The organism is Amycolatopsis sp. NPDC114505 (assembly GCF_055633615.1).
This window is the reverse complement of the sequence record NZ_JBVKDV010000003.1, coordinates 1876475-1893672: the sequence shown is the minus strand read 5'-3', so window position 1 is coordinate 1893672 and position 17198 is coordinate 1876475. Positions and strand designations below refer to the sequence as shown.

The following is a 17198-nucleotide window of genomic DNA, read 5'->3' as shown; positions in this document are numbered from 1 at the left end:
GGAGAAAATCATGTCGCCCTCTCGTGAGCGCCGTCCCGTGGCCACCTCGGTCGACGTCGTGGTCGTCGGCGCCGGGTTCGCCGGCCTGAGTGCCGCCGAGCGGCTGGTGAGCACCGGCCTGTCCGTCCTCGTCCTGGAAGGGCGCGACCGGGTCGGCGGCCGATCGCTGTCCGGCGAGGTGGCGGGCGTGCCGGTCGACTTCGGCGCGACGTGGGTCGCCCGGCGGCACACGGCGATCCGCGATCTCGCCGACCGCGTGGGGTGCACCACGACCGGCCAGTTCGCCCAGGGACGCAACGTCCTGTGGATGGCCGGCCGGCGCCGCACCTACCGCGGCACCATTCCCAAGGTCTCGCCGGCGGCGCTGGTGGACATGGCCCGCGTCCAGATGGCGCTGGAGAAGCTGGTCGCGGCCGTCGACGTCGACGCGGCCTGGGAGTCGCCCCGGGCCGGCGAGTTCGACGCGATCTCGTTCGGCGAGTGGCTCGACCGGAAGAACGCGCTGCCGGCCACCCGTGCCCTGATGACCGTCATCAGCAAGGTGCAGTGGGGCTGCAGTCCGGGAGACGTCTCACTGCTGCACGCGTTGCGCTACATCCGCGCGGCGGGCGGCGTGGACCACATGCTCGACGTGGAGGGCGGCCAGCAACAGGACCGCTACCTCGAAACCACCCAGGAAATCGCGAAGCGGGTCGCGGAGCGGCTCGGTGACCGCGTCGTCCTGGGGACGCCGGTGCGTTGGATCACCCAAGACGACTCCGGTGTCCTGGTCCGCACCGATTCGGCGGAGATCACGGCGAAGTACGCGATCGTCGCCGTCGCGACGGCACACCGCGCGGGTATCGCGTTCCACCCGGCGTTGCCCGAGCCGGCCGAAGGGCTCGTGAAAACGTGGCGCATGGGCGTCCTGAGCAAGGCGTTCGTCGCGTACGACAAGCCGTTTTGGCGGACCAACGGGCTTTCGGGCGAGGCGGTGACCGACACCGGGACCGTGTTCGTCACCTTCGACGTCTCGCCCGACGGTGGTCCCGGTGTCCTGATGGCGTTCTGCGACCCGCGCGTGTTCGACGGCTTCGGCCCCGAGACCCGGCGCGGCATGGTTTTGCGGCAGCTCGTCCAGCTGTACGGCACGCAGGCGAGCGCCCCCCTCGACTACGTCGACCACTGCTGGGGAGCCGAACCGTTCGCCCCGGGCGGCCCGAACCCGGCCGTCGCCCCGTACGCGACCACGACCTACGGCCCGGCGCTCACCGAGCCCCACGGCCGCGTCCACTGGGCCGGCACGGAAACCGCGGGGGAGTGGGCGGGCTCCATGAACGGCGCAGTCCTGAGCGGTCAGCGCGCCGCCGAGCGCGTCGCGGCCATGGTCGCGCGGGAGGTGCCGGCGCGATGAAGGACGTGCTCTTCCTGCTCGCCGACCTGTGGATGATCTTCGTCGGCTACTTCTTCGGCTGGCGGTTGATCCGCCGCTACGGCAACTACCTGCTCGGTCTCGAATGGATGGTCGTCGCGACTTCGGGCAGCAACTTCCTCATCTGGTCGTTGCTCGGCGGCGACAAGAGCAGCGTGCTGTACGGCGTGGCGTACTTCTTCGACGCCTTCTCGCGGTCGGTCGGCATCACGCTCATCCTCGTCATGGGCTTGCTGAAGGTCACCCGTGGCTACAAGCCGTCCGTCGCCGTCGACGTCGGAGTGTTCGCGCTCGCCACCGCGGCCGGGCTGTTCCTCCGGCACTTCCACGGCGAAGACCCCTACGCCGACCATGCCGCGTTCGCCGTCGCCGCGTTCTACGTCGTGGCCAACCTCGTCACGGCGGTCTTCCTGGCGTACTTCGCCAAGCGGCTGTGGGACGTCGGCGCGAGGTGGCCCGCGATCTGGACGGGCCTGGTCACCGCGGCCGGCACCACCATCGCGATCGTCTACGACTTCTTCCCCTTCCCGTTCGACGACGCCAACCGCACGTTCTTCTACACCGCCGCTTTGGCGACGTGGGGCACGCAGGGATTCGTCTACTTCTTCGCCTACCGCGCGCTGCACGACCACAACGTGGCCTCGAGCGCGAAACCGACCCAGGAAGCGGGTGCGTCTTCATGATGGACCGGGCGCTCGACCTGGCCGAGAAGGCCTACCGGTCGAAAGCGACCACGCTGGCTCAGCGTGCCGAACTGCTGCACACCGTCGCCGCCCTCCACACCGCGCGCAGCGGCGAACTCGCCCGCCTCGCGCACGAGGAGATGGGCAAACCCCTGGACGAGGCCGTCGCCGAGGTCGAGTTCAGCGCGTCCATCTACGCCTACTACGCGGCGAACGCGGAGACGTTCCTCGCCGACGAGCCCGTCGAGCTGCTCGAGGGGGAGGGCACGGCGTTCGTCCGCCGCCAGCCGATCGGCGTCCTGCTGGGCATCATGCCCTGGAACTACCCGTACTACCAGGTCGCCCGGTTCGCCGCGCCCAACCTCGCCCTGGGCAACACCATCGTGCTCAAGCACGCGCCGCAATGCCCGGACTCGGCCGCGGCCCTGCAGCGGATCTTCACCGACGCCGGCTACCCCGAGGGCTGCTACGTCAACGTCCGGGCGACCAACGAACAGGTCGCCGACGCCATCGCCGACACCAGGGTGCAAGGCGTGTCCTTCACCGGTTCCGAGCGAGGCGGAGCGCAGGTCGCGGAAACGGCGGGCCGCAACCTCAAGAAGGTCGTGCTCGAGCTGGGCGGCTCGGACCCGTTCCTCGTGCTGTCCACAGAGGACCTGGACGCCACGGTCCAGGCCGCGGTGGACGCCCGGTTCGAGAACGCCGGGCAAGCGTGCAACGCGGGCAAGCGGTTCATCGTCGCCGAGGACATCTACGACGAATTCCTCGACAGGTTCACAAAAAAGGTGCTCGCCAAAGCCGACGGACTGGCTCCGCTGTCGTCGGTGACGGCCGCCGAGCGCCTCGAAGAACAGGTCCGGCGAGCGGTCCAGGACGGCGCGACCCTGGTCTGCGAAGGACGGCGCGAAGGCGCGTACTTCCCGCCGGGTGTCCTGACCGGTGTGTCGCCGTCTTCGCCGTCGGCCGCCGAGGAACTGTTCGGCCCCGTCGCGACCGTCTACCGAGCGGGATCCGAAGCCGAAGCCGTCGAGCTGGCCAACAGCACCCCGTACGGACTGGGCTCCTACGTCTTCACCACGGACCCCGAGCAGGCGATGCGCGTCGCCGACCGGATCGAGGCGGGCATGGTCTTCGTCAACGGCGTCGGCCTGGAAGGCCCCGAACTGCCGTTCGGCGGGATCAAGCGGTCCGGCTTCGGCCGCGAGCTGGGCCGGGCGGGGATCGACGAGTTCGCCAACAGGAAGCTGATCCGCGGGGGGACCTTGCCGTGACCATCGAATTCGACGCCGCCGTCTTCAGGACGCCGGACGCGCCGCTGACCGTCGAGCGGGTCTCGCTTCCCGCCACGCCGCCGGGTGAAGTTCTGGTGCGGCTCAAAGCGAGCGGGGTGTGCCACAGCGACCTGCACGTGCTCGTCGGCGAATGGGAGGTGCCGTCGCCGATGATCCTCGGCCATGAAGGCGCCGGAATCGTCGAGAGCGTGGGCGAAGGGGTCACGACGCTGGCGAAGGGCGATCACGTCGTGCTGTCCTGGACACCGTCGTGCCGCCGGTGCCGCTACTGCGTCAGCGGCAGGCCCGTCCTCTGCGACCTGGTCAGCCGGCACTCGGCCAACCACCTGTCGTTCGACGGCCGGACCCGCGTCACGGCGGACGACCGGGACGTCCACAGCTTCGCGGGCGTCGGCACGTTCGGCCAGTACGCGCTCGTGCCCGAGTCGGGCGCCATCGCGATCCGGGACGACGCCCCGTTCGAGCAGGCGGCCCTGATCGGCTGCGCGGTCACGACCGGGGTCGGGGCGGCGGTCACCACCGCGCAGGTCCGGCCGAGCGACACCGTGCTGGTGCTGGGCTGCGGCGGCGTCGGGCTGAACGCGATCCAGGGTGCCCGCCTGGTCGGCGCGCGGAAGATCATCGCCGCGGACATCGCCGACCCCAAGCTCGAGCAGGCCCGCGTATTCGGCGCGACCGACGTGATCAACAGCGCCCGGGAGGATTTCGCGGAGCGGGTCGCCCAGCTCACCGGAGGACGCGGCGTGGATGTCGCCATCGAGGCCATCGGGCTGCCCGGCACCATCGAGTCGGCCTACTCGGTGCTGGCGCGCGGCGGAAGGGCCGTCGTGGCCGGGCAGGTGGCGGACGGCGTGCGCGTCTCGATCGATCCGTTCGTCCTGTCCGATCGGGAACTTTCGCTCATCGGCTCCAACTACGGCTCGAGCAAGCCCGCCGTCGACTTCCCGTTGCTGGTCGAGCACTACATGAACCACCGCATCGATCTCGACTCGCTGGTGACGCGCGTGATCGATCTGGCGGACGTCAACGAGGCGTTCGACGAGATGAAGCGCGGCGTCGGCATCCGGACGGTGATCAAGTACTGATGGCTCTGGAATCGTCCCGTCTCGCGTTCGAACGAGCCCGCCGCAGCGTCGGCGGCGGCGTGGGGTCGGGCCTGCGCGCCGCGATGCGTCCCCACCCGCTCTTCGTGCGGGAGGCCCGAGGCGCGCACGTGTGGGACCTGGATGGCGACCGGTACGTCGACTACGTCATGGCCTGGGGGCCGCTCGTGCTCGGTCACGGCGACCCGCGCGTGCTGTCCGCGGTGTCCGAGGTCGCGAAGAAGATGCAGGTCGTCGGCACCGGCCACGCCCTCGAGTACCTCGCCGCGGAGGCGGTCCTCGAAGCCGTGCCCCACGGCGAGCGGCTGCTGTGGAGCAACACCGGAACCGAAGCCGTGCAGGTCGCCCTGCGTCTCGCTCGGGCCGCGACGGGGCGGCGCCGCGTACTCAAGTTCGCGAAGAGCTACCACGGCTGGCACGACACCGTGCACGCCGGAATGTCCGAAGAGGACGGTGATCGACCCGCGCGGCCGGGCGGCAGAGGGCAGTCGGCGAGCGTTCTGGACGACTTGGTCGTCGGGCGCTTCAACGACGTCCCGCTGACCGAGCGCCTCCTGGGCGAGCCCGACCTCGCGGCGGTGCTCGTCGACCCGGTGATGAGCAACGCCGGTGTCGAGGCGCCGTCGCCGGAATTCCTGGCCACGCTGCGGAACCTGTGCGACCGATACGGCGTCGTCCTCATCTTCGACGAGGTGATCGCCGGGTTCCGGATCGCACGCGGCGGCGCGGCCGAGAGGTACGGCGTCCGCCCCGACCTGTCCGTGTTCGGAAAGGCGATGGCCGGAGGCTTCACCCAGAGTGCCGTCGTCGGCCGGGCGGACCTGATCGACCAGGTGACGGCCGGCGTCGTCCACGCGGGAACGTTCAACGCCAACCCGATCGCGCTCGCGGCCGTCGAGGCGACGATGCGCGTGCTGGCGGACCCGGCGGTCTACGAGGCGCTCGAGAAGACGTCGTCGGAGTTCGAAGCCCTCGTCGGCGGCGCCCTCGGTTCGGGCCGCTTCAACCGGGTCGGCTCGCTCCTCCAATACGTCCCCGCGGACGGGGCGACCGGACTCCACGGCACCGGCGGGCTCTGGACGGTGATCCTGGAGGGGATGCTGCGCCAGGGCTTCCTGTTCATGCCGTCCGGCAAGGTTTTCCTCAGCACAGCGCACACCACCTCGGACATCGAGGCAACGGCCGAGGCACTCGCCGCGCTCCCGCCCGCTGACTGGTCGGCTACAAGTCCGTGGCCTGGCTCTGGTGAGCAGCCTCGTACTGCTCGTCCGTGACCGCTTCGAGCCAGGTCGTGCCGTCGCCGTCGTCGGTGCCTTCGAGCATGGCGAGGTGGCTCATGCAGGTGGTGTTCGTGCCGCCGTGCCAGTGTTCTTCGCCGGGTGGGGTCCAGACGGTGTCGCCCGCGCGCATGCGGATGACCTGGCCGTCGCGGTTGGCGACGTAGCCGGCGCCCTCGGTGACGTGGAGGGTCTGTCCGTTGGCGTGGGAGTGCCAGTGGGTGCGGGCGCCGGGGGTGAACCGGACCAGGGAGGCGATCAGATGTGAGGCGGGTTCGGCCTTCTTGATCGGGGTGACGTAGACGTCACCGGTGAAAGCGGCCTCCGGTGCCTTGGCGGTGTCGTTCACGGGGGTGAGTTCCACTGGTGTCCTTCGGTTATCGGATGTGCTGGTCGGTGGTGTGGGTGGCGGCCCAGCTGGCGAGCAGTGCCAGTGCGTCCGCTGCCGGAGTACCGGGTTCGGCGGTGTAGGCGGTGAGGGTCAGCTTGTCCGCGGTGTCGCTCGGTAGGTCCAGGGAGTCGAAGTCGAGGTCGAGGTCACCGACGACGGGGTGGTGGAAGCACTTCAGGCCGGCGCGGTGGAGGCGGACGTTGTGGGCGCCCCAGCGGGTGCGGAAAGCGTCGCTGCGGGTGGCGAGCTCGCCGACGAGGTCGGTGAGCTCGCGGTTGTGCGGGTCGCGGCCGGCTTCGGTGCGCAGCAACGCGACGGTGGTGTCGCACGCCGCGTCGACGTCGGGGTAGTAGTCCCCGGCGGCCGGGTCGAGGAAGTTGAACCGCGCGATGTTGCCGCGGTGGGCGGGGTTGTCGAGGACCGGTGCGTAGAGGGCGTGGCCGAGCGGGTTGGTGGCGAGGATGTCCAGCCGCCCGTTGCGGACGAACGCCGCGGTCGTGGTCATCGAGTCGAGGATCCGCTGCACGCTCGGCCGCAGCTGCGGTTTGGCGCGCCGGCGCGGGGTTCGGCCGGGTTTGGCGGCGCGGGCGAGGTTGAACAGGTGGGTGCGTTCGGCTTCGTCGAGCTGCAGGGCGCGGGCGACGGCGTCGAGGACGTCGTCGGACACGCCGGCGATGTGGCCCTTTTCGAGCCGGATGTACCAGTCGGTGCTCACGCCGGCGAGCACGGCGACTTCCTCGCGGCGCAGCCCGGGTACGCGGCGTCTTCCGGCGCCGCGGGGCAGCCCTGCCTGCTCGGGCGTGAGCTTCGCTCGCCGGGTGGCGAGGAACTCCCGGATCTCGGCTCGCTGGTCCATGTACCTCACTCTACGTCGATCGCGGTCGTGAGGGAGGTCGAGCTTCCACCCCCATAAACCCGACCTCCCACGCGCTTGCGAAGTGGGGTTTCCTCGACGGTGACCAACGGATCCCCGGGGTCGGCGAGTGAGGAGACCATGACCAGTGAAGTAACTGAAAGTAGTCGCGTCGCGGACGGAGCACCGGCTTCCGCGCACCCGCACAGGGCCCTGGCAGCGGCGGTCCTCGGGTTCTTCGTCATCACTCTCGACGCGGTCATCGTCAACGTCGCGTTGCCGGCCATCCGCACCGACCTCGGTGGCGGGATCGGCGGGCTGCAGTGGGTGCTCGACGGCTACACGCTGATGTTCGCCGCCCTGCTGCTGACCGCGGGTTCGGTGACCGACCGGTTCGGGGCACGCCGCGCGTTCGCCGCCGGGATGGTCCTGTTCGTCGTGGTGTCCGCCGCCTGCGGGACGGCGCCGACGCTCCCGGCGTTGGTGGCCGCCCGGTTCCTGCAGGGGACCGCCGCGGCGGTGCTGATGCCGTCGTCGATGGCGCTGATCCGGCAGGCTTATCCCCACCCGGTCGCTCGCGGCCGGGCGGTGGCGGTGTGGGCGATGGGCGGCGCGCTCGCGTCGACGTCCGGGCCGCTGCTCGGCGGCGTCCTGGAGCTGCTGGACTGGCGGTGGATCTTCGCCGTGAACCTGCCGGTCGGGGCGGCCGCTCTGGCGCTGGTGGCCAGGGTGGCGCCGTCGCCGCGGCGGGCCACGCCGGTGGACTGGGCCGGCCAGGTCACCGCGGCCACCGCGATGGGCGGGCTGACCTACGGCGCCATCGAGGCCGGCACGACCGGATTGACCGCGCCCCAGGTCCTTCTGGCGTTCGCCGTCGCGCTGGTCGCGCTGGCGACATTCGTGCGGGTACAGGCGCGAGTGACGCACCCGATGGTGCCGCCGCGGTTGTTCCGTTCCCGCACGGTCGTGATCGTCGTGGTGACCGGGTTCGCGTTCATGGTCGGCTACTACGGCCTGCCGTTCGTGGCGAGCCTGTTCCTGCAGCAGCAACGCGGGCTGTCCCCGCTGGGCACCGGGCTGGTGTTCCTGCCGATGATGGCGATCGGCGCCGCGCTGACGCCTTTCTCGGCGCGGCTGGCCGAACGCCTCGGCCGCCGCACCTTGATCACCGCCGGCCTCGCCGCGATGACCCTCGGTCTGCTCGCCCTCGGTCTGCTGCCGGCTTCGGCGCCGCTGTGGGTGTTCTCGGGGCTGATGGTGCTGGTCGGGCTCGGCGGCCCGCTGGTCGCCCCGCCCGCGACGGCGGTGCTGCTCGACGCCGTCCCCGGGGAGCTGGCGGGCACCGCGTCCGGGGTGTTCAACACCAGCCGCCAGGTCGGCGGCGCGCTCGCGGTGGCGGCGTTCGGTGGCCTGCTCGCCGACCCCGCGACGTTCACCCGGGGCGTCCAGACGAGCCTGCTGCTCGCCGCGGCCGTCTTGGCCGTCACCACCGCCGCGGCCCTGCGGCTGCGGCCGACCCTCGTGAAGGAGAACCCGTGACCGACTTCGACATCGTCGCCGCGGCCGACGAACTGGAGATCACCACCATCCGTCCCGAAGGGACACCGCGGCCCTGGGTACCGATCTGGGTCGTGCGCGCCGGCGACCAGGTCTATGTCCGCTCCTACCGCGGATCCGGCGGCGCCTGGTACCGGCACGCCGCCGGTACCGGCCACGCCCGCGTGCGCGCCGCCGGTGCCGAAGCCGACGTCACCGCCGAGCACCCCGGGCAGGACGTCGATGCCGCGGTGGACGCGGCCTACCGCGCCAAGTACGCCCGCTACGGCCGCACTTACCTCGACCCGATGCTCGCCGCGAGGGCGGCGACCCTGCGGCTCGCGCCGCGCTGAACGAAAGGAACAGCTGATGCCCGACAACGAACCCTCCGGAGCCCGAAAAGCCTTCGGCGACTTCGCTCCGACGTTGGTCGACCTCACCGACACCGTCCTTTTCGGACAGGTCTGGCCCCGCGAAGTCCTGTCGCCGAAGGAACGCAGCCTCATCACCGTCGCCGCGCTGGTCACCGGCGGCAACACCGAGCAGCTGCGCTTCCACCTCGGCCTGGCCAAGGACAACGGCGCCACCGAGGACGAGCTTGTCGAAGCCGTCACCCACCTCGCCTTCTACGCGGGCTGGCCCAAGGCCATGTCCGCCATGACCGTGGCCAAAGAACTCTTCGCCTGACTCGAAAGGATCACCGACTCCGATCGGTCACGAGTGCGTAGGCATCGTGGAAGAAGCCGGCTCCGACGTCACCGCCATCCGCCCGGCCAGTGCCGCTGGCGGACGGCACCCTCGTCGCCACCTCGGAGGTGCCCGGCGACGAGCTGCTCCCCAGCTCGCCGGCTGCCTCCGACGTCCTGGGGACGGCTGGTTCGCCGCCGTCGCCGTGGGCGTGCGGCCCGGTACGACCGTCGCGGACCTCGGCCAGGGCCGTGTGCCGCGCCGCCGGCTTCGAACCCCGGGGCCGCTACGAGTCGTCCGACCTGCCGCACCGACGCTCGTCGAGTAAGGCCTGGCCACCGCACTGCTGCCGCGGCAGGCGCTCACCGCCGGGAGTGCACCTGGCTGTGCCCCGGTGACCCCCGGCGGGCGATCACGATCGCCTTTCGCGGCGGTGATCGACGTGCTCGAGGCCCTGCGCCGTCGCTGGAGGGCCGTACGGCACGCCCGCGAGTTCTTCGGACGCGGTGGAGCCTGGATCCGACTTCGAAGACAGCGCATGCTGCGAGCCGTCGCCGGATCCGCCCGTCGCCGATCACTGTGGACGGACGACGGAACAGCCTGCTGCCGCCGTCGCCAGCAGCGTGCCCGCGGAGTCTTCCAAACGTGCCTCGGCCACCGCGAAGTTCCGGCCTTGGTGGACCACCCGCCCGGTGGCCGTGATCTCGCCCGTGTCGGCCCGGATGGCCTTGAAGAGCCGCACCGACAGGTCGAGGGTGCTGAATCCCGCTCCGGCGGGCAGTGTCGTGTGGACCGCACAGGCGGCCGCGGAGTCCAGCATCGTCGCGTACACCCCGCCGTGGACCGTCCACATCGGATTGAAATGGAACTCGGCCGGTACCAGCCGGAAGACGGTTTCGCCCTCGGCCGCCGAGATCAGGCGCATGCCGAGCAGATCCATCATCGGTGCCGGTGGAACGTCGCCGCGGGCCATGGCCTGGAGGAACTCCAGGCCGGTCAGCTCGGTCGCGGTCGCGAACGCGCGCCGGTCGGCCCAGGTGACGGTGCGCACACGGTCAGTCGTCAGGTCCACGGCAGCTCCTCGAGATCCGTGGTGACATCGGCGGCGGAGAACGCGCTCGTCGCCGCCTGGATACCGGCGTCGACGGCCGCGCGCAGCAGGTCCGGGTTCCGTTCGGTGCGGCCGATCCGCGCGCTGCCCAGCGGGGGACGGATCTGCAGGGTCCCGGGATGGGTGGCCAGGAGCCGTTCCTCTTCGGCTCGGATGACCTCGCGGCGCAGCCACGTCACCTGAGCGCCGGGCGCGTGCCGGGCGAACCAGCGTGACGTGATCAGCCGCTCTGCGCGCGAAGGCGCGGTCACGGCGGGCTCGTCCAGGCGCTTGGTGCGCAGGGCGACGACGTGGGTGGCCCGCTGCGCCACAGCCGTCCGGATGGGGACCGCCTCGCTCACACCCGCGTCGACGTAGGTCCGCCCGCCGAGTTCGACCGGCTTGCCGGCCAGCAGCGGCATCGCCGTCGACGCCCGCAGCGCGGCTTGCAGCGACGCTCGGTCGACGACCTGGTCGTGCAGGTCGACGGCGTCGCCGGTCAAGGCGTCCGTCGCGGTCGGGTGGAACTCCACGGCGTTGCCGAGGACTTCCCCGAACCCCATCGGCATGATTTCGGTGTAGATGGTGTGGACGAGGTACCGGGTATCGACGACCGGGCGGCCGCGCAGCGCGCGCAGGGGGGCGATCGTCGCGCCCATGATGGCCGGGTCCCACCACGCGTGCATGGTGCTTTCGGCGCGACCGCACAGCAGCCACGCCCCGTTGAGCGCTCCCGCGGAGCTGCCGTAGACGGCGTCGAACGCCGGCAGCAGGCCGAGCCGTTCGATCGCGACGGTCATCCCGCTCGAGTACGCACCCCGCGAGCTCCCGCCTTCGATCACGAGCACGAGCCGCGCGTCGTCGGCGCGGTCGCCCGGGGTACTTCCTTGGTGCCGGCGATCTCGCAGCAGCTGAAGGACGCTGTCGGTCACTGATTCTCCTTGTTCGCTTTTTTTACTGGTGACCGCGAGCAGGGCGCCGACGACGGTGATGCCCGCGGATGAAACAGTGACCGTCGCGGCGCTGCAACGAGCCGGCCGGCTCGAAGTTCCGGTTCCGCCGGCTGCAACGCCAAGCCACGGGCTGATCGCTACAACAGTCCGCTGAGCCGCGCGCGGTGCGCGGCGGCCGTTCGGTTGTGGACCTCCAGCTTGCGCATCGCCGAGCGCAGGTACGCCTTCACGGTCTCCAGGCCGAGCCCGAGCCGGGCGGCGATCTCGAGGTTGGCCGCGCCCACCTCGACCAGCCGCAGGACGTCGATCTCCCGCGGCGCGAGCGAGGACCTCGCCTCCGGGGGCACCGGCTCCCGGGTCAGGTCCGTCCGGATCCGTTCCAGCCGCGCCCGGAGCACCGGATCGGCGGTGTCCCGGATCAGCGCGGCCAGCTCGGCGCGCGCCGCCCGCGAACGGTCGGCGGGGTCGCGCCGGAGACGGAGCTCCACATCGGACTGGAGCTGCCCGGCGACCACGACGGCGCCGCGGACCGTCCGGTCGCCGATCGGGCTGCCCTCCCGCACCGCGCCGTAGAGCACCCCGCCGACCTCGCCGCGGACCAGGACCGGGACGGCGAAGACGGACGTCAGTCCCTCCTGGCGCACCGCGTGGTCGTATTCATGGGTGATCGCCATGGTGGACGCGTAGTCGTTGACCCGGAAGGGGAGGCGGCTGCGCAGGACGCAGCCGCCGAGCCCCTTTCCGGAGTGGACGATCAGCCCGCGCAACGACTCCCCGGAGTTGCCCACCAGCCGGTCGAGGACCAGTCGCACGCCGGTGGCGTCCCGGCGGGTCGCGCCGCCGAGGACGATCGGCAGTCCGGTCACCTTCCGCAGCCGCTCGAGCCGCTCGGGCAGCAGCTCGTCGATGATCCGCCGGGGCGACCGGTCCTCGTGCCCGTTCACGGGAAGATCACTCGCCGGTGGCGAAGATCATGCACGAGCTCGTCGCGTGGGCGAGGAGCCGGTCCGCCGCGTCGCGGACCTCGGCGTGCGCGAGCGCGGTGCGCCGGCCGCGGTTGAGCACGGTGCCGATGGCGCGGATCGTTCCGAGGTCCGCGCTGAGCGGGCGCAGGTAGTGCACCGACAGGTCGAGCGTGGTGTAGCCGTTGCCGACGGGCACGGTCGTCTGGACGGCGTACCCGGCGGCGCTTTCGAGCAAGGTCGCGGCGACTCCGCCGTGCACCATGCCGATCGGGTTGTAGAGGTGCTCGCCGAGCTCACCGGTCAGCACGGCGTGCCCGCGGTCGATCTCGGCGAGGCGGAACCCCAGGGTCGCGGCGATCGGCATGATCCCCGCCTCGCCGGCGTCGAGCAGGTGCCGGCTGAACGCGAGCCCGTCCATCTCGGTGCTGAGCTCGGCCAGGTCCCGCGGATCGACCCAGCTGTACGTCCGAGTGCCTTCCATGGTGGTGCCTCCGTTCTAGAGCCCGAGTTCGCGGGCGATGAGCATCTTCTGCACCTCGCTGGTGCCCTCGCCGACTTCGAGGATCTTGGCGTCGCGGTAGAAGCGGGCGACCGGTGCTTCGTTGATGAAGCCCATGCCGCCGAAGATCTGCGTGGCGTCGCGCGCGTTGTCCATGGCCGCGTTGGAGGAGATCAGCTTGGCGATGGCCGACTCGCGCTTGAAGGGCTCGCCGCGCAGCATCTTCGCCGCCGCGGCGTAGTAGGCGAGCCGGGCGGTGTGGGCTCGGGCGTCCATCTCGGCGATCTTGAACGCGATGGCCTGGTGCTTGCCGATGGGCTGTCCGAACGTCTCGCGTTCCTTCGCGTAGCGCAGGCATTCGTCGACGCAGCCCTGCGCGAGGCCGGTGGCGAGCGCCGAGACCGCCACCCGGCCTTCGTTGAGGATGGACAGGAACTGCGCGTAGCCGCGCCCGAGTTCGCCGAGCAGGTTCCCGGCCGGCACCCGGACGGCGTCGAAGCCCAGCTCGCGCGTGTCGGAGGCGCACCAGCCGACCTTGGAGTACGCCTTGGCCACGTGCAGGCCGGGGGAGCCGGCCGGCACGATGATGGTGGAGATCGCCTTGCCGCCGTCATCGTCGGTGCCGGTCACGGCGGTGACGGTGATCAGCCCGGTGATGTCCGTGCCCGAGTTGGTGATGTAGGCCTTGGTGCCGGTGATGACCCAGTCGTCGCCGTCGCGGACCGCGGTCGTGCGCGACGCGCTCGCGTCGGAGCCGGCGCCGGGCTCGGTGAGGCCGAACGCGCCGAGCATCCGGCCGCCGCAGAGCCGGGGGAGCCACTCCTGCTTCTGCTCTTCGGTGCCGAAGCGGTAGATGGGCATCGCGCCCAGGGAGACGCCGGCTTCGAGGGTGACCGCCACCGACGAGTCGATCCGGGCCAGTTCCTCGACGGCGACGCACATCGCGAAGCAGTCGCCGCCCATGCCGCCGTACGCTTCGTCGAAGGGCAGGCCGAACAGGCCCAGGTCGCCCATCTTCGCCACGATGTCGTAGGGGAACGCCTCTCGTTCGTAGAGGTCGCCGATCACCGGCGCGACTTCGGTGCGGGCGAACGCTTCGACGGTCTTGCGCAGGGCTTCGTGTTCGTCGTCGAGCCGGTTGTCGATCACGGTGACTCCCTTCGAGTCCTGGGGTAGGTGCGTCCGGCGCGGGCGGAGGCCGGCGCGGCGCTTGCGAGCACGGCACGTGCCCGCTCGGCGCGACCGGGTTAGCGGTCGTTAACACCGGCGATGCTAACCACGCACCGGTGCCGCTGTCCACCCCACCGTATCGAGCGGTTCTTGTTGCCGCCCAACGATTACCCCCGTCCTAGGGTAGCGACGCCAGGTCGGCCGGTGGAGAGTGGCGGAAGTCGTAACGCTGTTCCGTATCGATGTTCCGTAACGTCTGTCCAGATCGGGAGCCGGGTGTTAACATCTCGCTGTGCCTCGGGTGAAGCAACGCACCGACGCCCTCCGCGAGCGCGGTGTGGCGAGTGCGCTGGCGGTGCTCGCCGAGGAGGGCGTGGCCGGGCTGACCACCAGAACCGTCGCTCGCCGCGCGGACGCGTCCGTCCCGGCGATCTACGAGGTCTTCGGCGACAAGGCGGGACTCATCCGCGAGGTCTTCTTCGAGGGCTTCCGGCTGCTGGGCGACGACCTGGCGGCGTTGCCGGACGCCGAACCGCTCGAAGCCCTCCTCGTCCTCGCCGAGGCGTTCCGCCGGTTCGTCGTCACCCGGCCGGTGCTGGCCCAGATCATGTTCTCCCGCCCGTTCGTCGACTTCGACCCCACCGGGGACGAGGACAAGGCCGGCGTCAAGGTGCGCAAGATCTTCGTCCGGCGGGTCCGGGACGCCGTGGAGGCGGGCGTGCTCGCCGGGGACGCGACCGACCTCGCCCACGTGTTCTTCGCCTACGTCGAGGGCATGGCCACCGCCGAAAGCGCCCGCCGGCTCGGCTCGTCGAAGCAGTCGGTCGACCGCCGCTGGCGGCTCGGTCTGACCGCGCTCGTCACCGGTCTCGGCCCCGCGCGCCGCACTCGCTCCAAATAGGACTCACCACCTTTCGTCGACGCCCCGGCCGGGCGCCGGCCTTTCGCAGCTCAGGAGAACCCCCATGGCTGTCGGCACGTCCGCGCCCGGCCTGATCGACCTCACCCCGACCGACGACCAGCGCCTCATCCGGGACACCGCCGCCGAGTTCGCGGCCGAGCAGCTGCGCGATCGCGCGGCCGAAGCCGACGCTCGCGGCGGCGCACCGGACGACCTGGTCGCCAAGTCCGCCGAACTCGGCCTGACCTTGCTCGGCGTGCCCGAGGAGCTCGGCGGCGTCGCCACCGCGCGTTCGGCGGTCACCTCGGTGCTGGTCACCGAAGCCCTCGCCGTCGGCGACATGGGCCTCGCCGTCGCCTGCCTCGCCTCCGCCGCCGTCAGCACCGCGCTCGCGCTGTGGGGCAGTAGCGACGCGCAGGCCACGTACCTGCCGCGGTTCGTCGGCGCCGACGTGCCGGCCGCGGCCCTCGCGATCGCGGAGCCGCACGCACTGGCCGACCCGTTCGAGCCGCACACGGTGGCCCGGCGGGCGCGAGGCGGGTTCGTCCTCGACGGCGCCAAGTCGATGGTCGTCCGGGCGGCGCAGGCCGAGCTGCTCGTGATCGCGGCGTACCTCGAAGGCCGCGGGCCGGCGCTGTTCGTGGTCGAGGCGGACGCGAGTGGTTTGACCGTGACGGCCGACCCCGCGATGGGTGTCCGGGCCGCCGGACTGGGCCGGGTGGACCTGGCCGAGGTCCCCGTGCCCGAGACGGCCCTCTTCGGTGGCGCCTACGCGGAATGTGTGCGCCTGTCCCGGCTCGCCTGGTGTGGGCTGGCCGTCGGTACGGCGCAGGCCGTGCTGGACCACGTCATCCCGTACGTCAACGACCGCGTCGCGTTCGGCGAACCGATCAGCCACCGCCAAGGCGTCGCGTTCACCGTCGCCGACATCGCCATCGAGCTGGAGGCCATGCGGCTGGCCACCTACCGCGCGGCCGCCCGCGCCGACGCCGGCCTGCCGTTCGCCCGGGAAGCCGTCCTGGCTCACCGGCTCTGCGCGGACCAGGGCATGCGCATCGGCAGTGCCGGCGTGCAATTGCTCGGCGGGCACGGCTACGTCCGGGAGCACCCGGTCGAACGCTGGTACCGCGACCTGCGCGCGGTCGGCGTCGCCACCGGCGGCGTGCTCGTCTGAACCCTTCGGTACCCAAGGAGCAGCACATGATCACCCTCGAGGTGCCGGACCAGCTCGCCGCCGTGGTGAGCCAGGCCCACCGGGCCGCGGCCGAGATCCTCCGGCCCGGCTCCCGCCACAACGACCGCGCCGAACACACCCGCCCGCCCGAACTCGACGTGCTCGGCGCCCTCGCCCAGCGACTGAGCGCGTCGAGCGCGAAACCGGCGGACCGCGCGGAGAACCGCAACGGCAGCAACCTCGCCAGTGTGCTCGGCATCATGGAGATGTGCTGGGGCGACGCGGCCCTGCTGCTGTCACTGCCGGGGCTGGGCCTCGGCAACGCCGCGATCGCCTCGGTCGCGAACGAGGAGCAGGCGAAGCGGTTCGCCGGCAAGTGGGCGGCGATGGCGATCACCGAGCCGGACTGCGGCTCGGATTCGGCCGCGATTCGCACGACGGCCGTGCTCGACGGCGACGACTACGTGCTCGACGGCGAGAAGATCTTCGTGACTTCCGGTGAGCGCGCCGATGTGGTCGTGGTGTGGGCGACGCTGGACAAGGCGAAGGGCCGGGCGGCGATCAAGTCGTTCGTCGTCGAGAAGGGCACTCCGGGGTTCGAGCTGGTGCGCCTGGAGCACAAGCTCGGCATCCGGGCCTCCGACACCGCGCACTTCCGCCTGGAGAAGGTCCGGGTGCCCCGGGAGAACCTGCTCGGCGACCCGGAGATCGACGTCCGGCGCGGGTTCGCCGGCGTCATGCAGACGTTCGACAACACCCGGCCACTGGTCGCCGCGATGGCCGTCGGCGTGGCGAGGGCGGCGCTGGACGAGACCCGCCAGCTGCTCACCGACGCCGGCCTGACGATCGACTACGACCGCGCGGGCCCGCGTCAGCTCGCGGCCATCGCAGCGTTCATCGAGCTGGAAGCCGATTACGAGGCGTCCTACCTGCTGACCCTGGAAGCCGCGTGGATGGCGGACAACGCCCGGCCCAACTCCCTGCACGCGTCGATGGCCAAGGCCAAGGCCGGCCGCAGCGCCACCGAGATCACGCTGCGCTGCATCGAGCTCGTCGGCGGCCTCGGGTACTCGGAGCGCTCGTTGCTCGAGAAGTGGGCCCGCGACGCGAAGATCATGGACATCTTCGAAGGTACGCAGCAGATTCAGCAGCTCATCGTGGCGCGGAGGCTGCTCGGGAAGTCTTCGGCGGAACTCAAGTGAGCACCGGGCCG

At 71.2% G+C, this 17198-nt stretch carries 18 protein-coding genes; 11 read left to right on the top strand and 7 right to left on the bottom strand.

Translation table 11 applies throughout. From position 1 onward, the window contains the following. Positions 1 to 10 precede the first annotated feature (10 nt). Genes ACZ7OU_RS37790 through ACZ7OU_RS37770 form a run of 5 tightly spaced genes read left to right on the top strand, consistent with a single transcriptional unit; the run spans position 11 to position 5763 of the window. Positions 11 to 1393, top strand: coding sequence for a flavin monoamine oxidase family protein (locus ACZ7OU_RS37790; RefSeq protein ID WP_470258936.1), 1383 nt, complete (start codon positions 11 to 13; stop codon positions 1391 to 1393). After that, positions 1390 to 2094, top strand: a complete 705-nt coding sequence (locus ACZ7OU_RS37785) for a transporter (RefSeq protein WP_470258935.1) — start codon at positions 1390 to 1392, stop codon at positions 2092 to 2094. The genes ACZ7OU_RS37790 and ACZ7OU_RS37785 overlap by 4 nt, the downstream gene beginning before the upstream one ends. Beyond that, positions 2091 to 3365 carry an NAD-dependent succinate-semialdehyde dehydrogenase gene (locus tag ACZ7OU_RS37780; protein WP_470258934.1) on the top strand — a complete coding sequence of 425 codons (1275 nt, stop codon included), beginning with the start codon at positions 2091 to 2093 and terminating at the stop codon, positions 3363 to 3365. The genes ACZ7OU_RS37785 and ACZ7OU_RS37780 overlap by 4 nt, the downstream gene beginning before the upstream one ends. Beyond that, complete coding sequence (locus tag ACZ7OU_RS37775) at positions 3362 to 4471, top strand: Zn-dependent alcohol dehydrogenase (RefSeq protein ID WP_470258933.1); 1110 nt, start codon at positions 3362 to 3364, stop codon at positions 4469 to 4471. Before ACZ7OU_RS37780 ends, ACZ7OU_RS37775 begins: the two co-directional genes overlap by 4 nt. Next, a complete protein-coding gene (locus ACZ7OU_RS37770; protein WP_470258932.1) occupies positions 4471 to 5763 on the top strand; it encodes an aspartate aminotransferase family protein in 1293 nt (430 codons plus the stop codon). Before ACZ7OU_RS37775 ends, ACZ7OU_RS37770 begins: the two co-directional genes overlap by 1 nt. On the opposite strand, the gene ACZ7OU_RS37765 is transcribed toward ACZ7OU_RS37770, so the two are convergent. Together ACZ7OU_RS37765 and ACZ7OU_RS37760 are read right to left on the bottom strand one after the other, a co-directional pair. After that, positions 5711 to 6130, bottom strand: coding sequence for a (R)-mandelonitrile lyase (locus tag ACZ7OU_RS37765; protein ID WP_470243112.1), 420 nt, complete (start codon positions 6128 to 6130; stop codon positions 5711 to 5713). The genes ACZ7OU_RS37770 and ACZ7OU_RS37765 overlap by 53 nt on opposite strands. A 13-nt stretch (positions 6131 to 6143) precedes the next feature. Next, positions 6144 to 7013 carry a helix-turn-helix transcriptional regulator gene (locus ACZ7OU_RS37760; RefSeq protein WP_470258931.1) on the bottom strand — a complete coding sequence of 290 codons (870 nt, stop codon included), beginning with the start codon at positions 7011 to 7013 and terminating at the stop codon, positions 6144 to 6146. Positions 7014 to 7151: 138 nt separating this feature from the next. On the opposite strand from ACZ7OU_RS37760, the gene ACZ7OU_RS37755 reads away from it, so the two are divergent. Genes ACZ7OU_RS37755 through ACZ7OU_RS37745 form a run of 3 tightly spaced genes read left to right on the top strand, consistent with a single transcriptional unit; the run spans position 7152 to position 9233 of the window. Then, a complete protein-coding gene (locus tag ACZ7OU_RS37755) occupies positions 7152 to 8549 on the top strand; it encodes an MFS transporter (protein WP_470258930.1) in 1398 nt (465 codons plus the stop codon). Beyond that, a complete protein-coding gene (locus ACZ7OU_RS37750) occupies positions 8546 to 8899 on the top strand; it encodes a DUF2255 family protein (RefSeq protein WP_470258929.1) in 354 nt (117 codons plus the stop codon). Before ACZ7OU_RS37755 ends, ACZ7OU_RS37750 begins: the two co-directional genes overlap by 4 nt. 16 nt (positions 8900 to 8915) lie before the next feature. Then, positions 8916 to 9233, top strand: coding sequence for a carboxymuconolactone decarboxylase family protein (locus ACZ7OU_RS37745; protein ID WP_470243108.1), 318 nt, complete (start codon positions 8916 to 8918; stop codon positions 9231 to 9233). A gap of 574 nt (positions 9234 to 9807) precedes the next feature. Here ACZ7OU_RS37745 and ACZ7OU_RS37740 read toward each other — a convergent pair. The 5 genes from ACZ7OU_RS37740 to ACZ7OU_RS37720 all read right to left on the bottom strand — a co-directional run bounded on the left by ACZ7OU_RS37740 (position 9808) and on the right by ACZ7OU_RS37720 (position 13889). Then, complete coding sequence (locus ACZ7OU_RS37740; RefSeq protein ID WP_470258928.1) at positions 9808 to 10305, bottom strand: PaaI family thioesterase; 498 nt, start codon at positions 10303 to 10305, stop codon at positions 9808 to 9810. Beyond that, positions 10296 to 11255 (bottom strand): patatin-like phospholipase family protein, encoded by a 960-nt coding sequence (locus tag ACZ7OU_RS37735; protein WP_470258927.1) that lies wholly within the window; start codon positions 11253 to 11255, stop codon positions 10296 to 10298. The genes ACZ7OU_RS37740 and ACZ7OU_RS37735 overlap by 10 nt, the downstream gene beginning before the upstream one ends. 158 nt (positions 11256 to 11413) lie before the next feature. Next, positions 11414 to 12220: a LuxR C-terminal-related transcriptional regulator gene (locus ACZ7OU_RS37730; protein ID WP_470258926.1), complete on the bottom strand. Its 807-nt coding sequence runs from the start codon at positions 12218 to 12220 to the stop codon at positions 11414 to 11416. Positions 12221 to 12227: 7 nt separating this feature from the next. Next, positions 12228 to 12722: a PaaI family thioesterase gene (locus ACZ7OU_RS37725; protein ID WP_470258925.1), complete on the bottom strand. Its 495-nt coding sequence runs from the start codon at positions 12720 to 12722 to the stop codon at positions 12228 to 12230. Between the two features lie 15 nt (positions 12723 to 12737). Further along, the gene (locus tag ACZ7OU_RS37720) at positions 12738 to 13889 is read right to left on the bottom strand and encodes an acyl-CoA dehydrogenase family protein (protein ID WP_470258924.1); all 1152 of its coding nucleotides are present in this window, start codon (positions 13887 to 13889) and stop codon (positions 12738 to 12740) included. Between the two features lie 313 nt (positions 13890 to 14202). On the opposite strand from ACZ7OU_RS37720, the gene ACZ7OU_RS37715 reads away from it, so the two are divergent. The 3 genes from ACZ7OU_RS37715 to ACZ7OU_RS37705 all read left to right on the top strand — a co-directional run bounded on the left by ACZ7OU_RS37715 (position 14203) and on the right by ACZ7OU_RS37705 (position 17187). Continuing rightward, complete coding sequence (locus ACZ7OU_RS37715) at positions 14203 to 14811, top strand: TetR/AcrR family transcriptional regulator (protein WP_470258923.1); 609 nt, start codon at positions 14203 to 14205, stop codon at positions 14809 to 14811. Between the two features lie 64 nt (positions 14812 to 14875). After that, the gene (locus tag ACZ7OU_RS37710; RefSeq protein ID WP_470258922.1) at positions 14876 to 15985 is read left to right on the top strand and encodes an acyl-CoA dehydrogenase family protein; all 1110 of its coding nucleotides are present in this window, start codon (positions 14876 to 14878) and stop codon (positions 15983 to 15985) included. 26 nt (positions 15986 to 16011) lie between these two features. Then, positions 16012 to 17187 carry an acyl-CoA dehydrogenase family protein gene (locus tag ACZ7OU_RS37705; protein ID WP_470258921.1) on the top strand — a complete coding sequence of 392 codons (1176 nt, stop codon included), beginning with the start codon at positions 16012 to 16014 and terminating at the stop codon, positions 17185 to 17187. The last annotated feature ends 11 nt before the right edge of the window (positions 17188 to 17198 follow it).